The organism is Bradyrhizobium sp. PRIMUS42, assembly GCF_023006515.1.
Classification (GTDB): domain Bacteria; phylum Pseudomonadota; class Alphaproteobacteria; order Rhizobiales; family Xanthobacteraceae; genus Bradyrhizobium.
Window position 1 is genome coordinate 1 of record NZ_JALBGZ010000552.1, and the last position, 4,248, is coordinate 4,248.

At 64.6% G+C, this 4,248-nt stretch carries 3 protein-coding genes and 2 pseudogenes; 1 reads left to right on the forward strand and 4 read right to left on the reverse strand.

The features are described 5' to 3' along the window. Positions 1–447, reverse strand: a pseudogene (locus MOV75_RS29025) (flagellin); the annotation flags it as partial. 321 nt (positions 448–768) lie between these two features. Between MOV75_RS29025 and flbT the strand changes: the two are divergent. Continuing rightward, positions 769–1,209 (forward strand): flagellar biosynthesis repressor FlbT, encoded by a 441-nt coding sequence (flbT, locus tag MOV75_RS29030; RefSeq protein WP_246931071.1) that lies wholly within the window; start codon positions 769–771, stop codon positions 1,207–1,209. 104 nt (positions 1,210–1,313) lie between these two features. Here the strand turns inward: flbT and MOV75_RS29035 are convergent, their stop codons facing one another. From MOV75_RS29035 to MOV75_RS29045, 3 genes and pseudogenes are all read right to left on the reverse strand, one after another. Continuing rightward, positions 1,314–2,813, reverse strand: coding sequence for an aspartate aminotransferase family protein (locus MOV75_RS29035; RefSeq protein WP_246931070.1), 1,500 nt, complete (start codon positions 2,811–2,813; stop codon positions 1,314–1,316). After that, entirely contained in the window at positions 2,810–4,063 is a 1,254-nt protein-coding gene (locus MOV75_RS29040) for a RimK family alpha-L-glutamate ligase (RefSeq protein ID WP_246931069.1), read from the reverse strand. The genes MOV75_RS29035 and MOV75_RS29040 overlap by 4 nt, the downstream gene beginning before the upstream one ends. Before the next feature lies 1 nt (position 4,064). After that, positions 4,065–4,248 (reverse strand): annotated as a pseudogene (locus MOV75_RS29045) (hypothetical protein); the annotation flags it as partial.

The window sequence follows — 4,248 nt, forward strand, 5'->3', positions numbered from 1 at the left end:
AGCCGTGGTGCCGCCGGCAGCGCCGCTAAACACGACGTTGCTGCTCGCGGTCGCGCTGGCGAAGCTGGTCGTTCCGCGCAGGTCGGCCGCCGTCGCACCGGCGATCGTGGTGGAGACGTTGGACTTGGTGGAGTAGCCGACGGTGGTCTGCAGCGCCTGGTTGGCGATCGACTTCGCGCTGTCGATCAGCTTCTGCAGCGAGGTGATGCCGGTGTTGGCAGCCTGCAGCACCTGCACGCCGTTGGCGATGCCATCGAGCAGGTTGTTGATGTCGCTGGCGCGGTTGTCGAGCGACTGTGCGGTGAAGAAGTTGGTGGGATTGTCCAGGGCCGAGTTGACGCTCTTGCCGGTCGACAGACGGTTCTGCGTGGTGGCGAGAAGATCAGCGGTGGACTGGAGGGAGAGCAGGTTCTGACGAACCGACGAGGAGAGGACGATACCGGACATAACTCTGTTACCTTTCTGGTAAACGACGCTACTGTTACACGTCTGCTTGGATCGAGACTGACCCAGCGACCGGCGGACCGTGGGGCGGAGTCCTCTAACGAAACATGAAATGAAACCGGCGCTTTTACTGAGTCGGCGCGCGATTCGGCCGCTCCGCCCGGCTGCGGCGCGGCACCGCCGCGCAATTTCAACGTTGATATGATTGCGCTTTTCCGCACGAATGCCGGCGATTTACAACTCGTTAACTAATGTTGATGGAGTATTGCGCCTTGACCCGCCGCAACACACGCTCGGTTACGAAAGCGTTGATGGAGAACAGGCATGGCCCTCAAGGTCGAGCTCAGGCCGCACGAACGTATCATCGTCGGTAACTGCGTGATTACCAACACGGACCAGCGTGCCCGCCTCCTGATCGACGGCGACAACGTGCCGATCCTGCGCGAGCGCGACATCCTCACGCCCGAGACCGCCGATACGCCGGCCAAGCTCGTCTATCTGGCGGTCCAGCTCATGTACATCTCGCCGGATCCGCAGACCCAGCACGGCACCTATTTCAACCTGGTGCGCGACATCGTCACCGCGGTGCCGAGCGCCTGGCCGATCATCGAGGCCATCAACAACAACATCCTGAACGGCGACCTCTACCGGGCGCTGAAGGACGCCCGCAAGCTGATCGCCTATGAAGAGAAGCTGCGCAGCCAGTTCGAGGCCACCCATCCCAAGGCGGAGGCGGACAAGGCCGACGTGAGCTCCGCCGCCTGACCACACGCGTTCGCGTGCCGAAGCCACGCGAACGACCCAATCCCGCAACGACAACGGCCCCGGATCGCCTCCGGGGCCGTTGTCGTTTCAGGCATGCACCAGTGCTATTGCGCCGCGAGCGGTGGCGCCTCGACCTCGATCATTCCGTCGCCGCACCGCCGGCCGCCAAACTCCAGCACGGCCGCGACCAGCGCATTGATGTCCGCCTCCTCGGTACGGTGATTGACGATCGCGGCGCGGATCGCAAACTTGCCGTTCAGCGTCGTGCTCGACGGCGCTGCTATTCCGGACTCCTGGATGTCGGCGACGATCTCGCGATTGATCGCATCATCAGCACGGTAGCGGAAGCAGACGATGTTGAGGTTGACCGGCGCCAGCAATTCCAGGCGCGGCTCGGCAAGAATGCGCGTCTCCAGATATTTCGCAAGCGCGCAGCTTCGCGCGATCGTCGCACCCAGCCGGTCGGTGCCGAACGTCTTCAGCGTGAACCAGGTCTTCAACGCACGGAAGCCGCGCGACAGATCAGGTCCGAGATCGCAGGGCCAGACCGCCCCCGCCGCAAGCCCCCTCGCCTCGCGCCGCAGATAGGCCGCCGGCTGCGCAAAGGCCTGCCGATGCTGCTCGCCGTCACGCACCAGCAGGAAGCCGGCATCGTAAGGCACCTGTCCCCATTTGTGGAAATCGAGCGCGATGGAATCGGCGAGCTCGATGCCGCCGAGCAGCGGCGCGAGCTCGGGCGAGAAGATCGCGAGCGCACCGAAAGCACCGTCGACGTGAAACCAGATCCCCTCCTCGCGGCACAGCTCCGCGATGGCCTTGAGGTCGTCGATCGCACCGATGTCGACCGTGCCGGCAGAGGCGACGACCAGGAACGGCTTGAAGCCGACCTCGCGATCAACGGCGATCTGCGCGCGTAGCGCGGCAACGTCGATGCGATGATCGGCATCGACAGCGATCTTGCGCAGCGCATCGGTGCCGAGCCCGGCAATGTCCATCGCCCTGGCGACGCAGCCATGCGCGGCCTGCGAGGTATAGGCCGTGAGCAGCGCGCCATCATTGCCGATGCCGTATTGCCGCGCCAGCGTGCCGAGCGCGTTCGTGCGCGCCACCAGCACCGCCATCAGATTGGCCATCGACGTGCCCGTGACGAAAATGCCGCTCGCGCTGTCCGGAAAGGCGAACAGGCGGCGCATCCAGTCCACGATCTGGCGCTCGACCTCGATCGGCATGTGATCGCGACCACCGAGATTGGCGTTGAGACCGGCTGCGAGCATTTCCGCGAGCATGCCGACCGCGGTGCCGCCGCCATGCACCCAGCCCATGAAGCCGGGATGGACGTTGCCGGTCGCATAAGGCGCGACGTGCTCGGCGAATTCGCGATAGACCTCGGCGAGGTCGCTCGCCTCACGCGGCACGTCGGCCTTGAAGGCCGCGCGGGTCGCATCGGGGATCGGCTGCCAGACGGGGCGCGCCCGAACGTCGGCGATGCCGTCGATCGTCTCGTCCAGCATGCGATGGGCGAGCGCGCGGAATGCGCTCCAGTCCTGCGGGTCGAGCGAGGCGTGCGCGACGGAGCTTTGCGCGTTGCGGACGATCTCGTTCATGTTGCACTCCCCTCGCCTGCTCTTGCATGCCGCGACAGCATTGCCGAGAACGCCGCGAAGATCTTGCGCATCTGCGGCGGCTTGTAAGGAAACACGTCCGGCGAATCCATGTTGTGCACGACGGCGGTGTTGTCGGCTTCGAAGACCAGAAGCTCGTTGTCCTGGTTCTCGGCGCAATCGACGATGAAATAGTCGAGGCCGACGCGCTTGCTCATCTCATCGAGCGCGCTTCTGTGGCGCGCTGCGAAGGCGTTGTCGAACTCGCGCATGAAGACGGCTTCCTCGGCCCGCTTCTCCTCGCTGAACGCCATGTAGGCGTTGAGATACCAGATATCCCAGCGGTCGGCGATCGCCATGTGACAGGCGTAAGGCTTGCCGTCGACCATCGCGAGACGATATTTGCGATAGAGCCCGTCCGCGTTCACGTAGTCGACGAAGCGCGCGACGAAGAAATCCTGTTCGCCGCGCTCGGAAAGATAAGCTGCGAGCGCCGCCGCATCGTCGAGCTTCGCGAGCCCGACGCCGGCATGCGAGCCGCGCGGCCGCGCGATCATCGGAAAGCGCAATTCATCCGCAACGTCACGGCAAGCGATCTGCTTTCGCGAAAGATCCAGCAATTGCGCGCGCGTCGCGTGGATGGTCGCGGGAATGTCGAGACCCGGCACGCCGGCCAGCAGCCGGTACAGCTTGTCGCGATCGAGATTGCCGATGCGGTCGGGACGATTGAGCAGCGGCCGCGGCCAGTGCGGCGCAGCCTTCTCGATCAAAGCGAGCGCCTCACGGCATTCCTCGGAATCGGAGGCAACCACGATGGCCACGTCGTGCTCGGGCAGAATCTCCGGCAGACCGGCGCCCTTGACCACGTAGAGCGTCAACAGCTCGATGTCGGAGTCTTCCAGCAGAAAATCGATCGGCGTGTTGCCGCCCATATCGATGTCGGCGGCAAGCGCGAGCACGCGCAGGCCCGGTTTCGGAGCAGCACTCGGCGTGCGAAACAATTGATGGAAGGCGAGCACCTCCGACTGGATCGCGAGTCCCTGATCCTTGTCGCCAAGAAGCTGGGTGATCAACGACAGATCGAGCGCTTCGCCCGCCAGCGCGGTCCCCGCCGCGATCCGCGCCAACAATTGGTCGCGCAACGGATGCAGGTCGACACCTTCGAAGGCCCGGCGCGTCAGCTGCGCAAAGCCGATGCGGTCGGCATAGTTCGCCGCGGTCATGCCGATTGGCGCGGAAACCGGATGCTGCATCTCACACCTCGAACGCGGAATTTACCGGCACGGCCGCGACTGCGCCACGGTCAAGCAGCAGCTCGATCTTTACCAGGACATGGGCGATGCGATCGAGAACGTGCTGCACATTGCGCTGCCGCTCCGCCGCGTCCGGCGACCAGGCCTCGGTCACGTGCCGGGCGCCGACGCAAAGGCGCAGCACG